At 75.2% G+C, this 471-nt stretch carries 1 protein-coding gene; it reads left to right on the forward strand.

Features of this window, described 5'->3' with window-relative positions; all coding sequences use genetic code 11:
* The coding region (locus DW299_RS10730) for a GHMP family kinase ATP-binding protein (protein WP_446724796.1) at positions 1-471 on the forward strand (471 nt) is incomplete at both ends.

A 471-nucleotide genomic window follows, 5' to 3' on the forward strand; every position in this document is an offset into this window, starting at 1 on the left:
TGGGCGCTGCGCCGGGCGACGGGGGTGCCGGGCCACGGCGCCGACATCGCGATCGCGTCGACCGTGCCGGTGGGCGCCGGGCTGTCGTCGTCGGCCGCGATCGAGGGCGCCACGTCGTCGGCGCTGAACGAGCTGTGGGGTACCGGGCTCGACGCGGTGGCCCTCGCGCGCATCGGTCGCACGGCCGAGAACGAGGCGGTCGGCGCCCCCACCGGGATCATGGACCAGATGTCGTCGATGCTCGGCGAGCCCGACGCCGCGATCTTCCTCGACTGCCGCTCGCTGGAGGCCGAGGTCGTGCCTCTGGGCATGGCCGCGGCCGGGTTGTCCGTGCTGGTGGTCGACACCCGCGTGAAGCACGCCCACTCGACCGGCGGCTACCGCGCGCGCCGCGAGTCGTGCGAGCGCGGCGCCGCGGCGCTCGGGCGGGAAGGTGCGGGTGATCACGGCCATGGTCTGCGGCGTCATGAA

Source organism: Microbacterium sp. K35 (assembly GCF_004794375.1).
GTDB classification, from domain to species: Bacteria; Actinomycetota; Actinomycetes; order Actinomycetales; family Microbacteriaceae; genus Microbacterium; species Microbacterium sufflavum.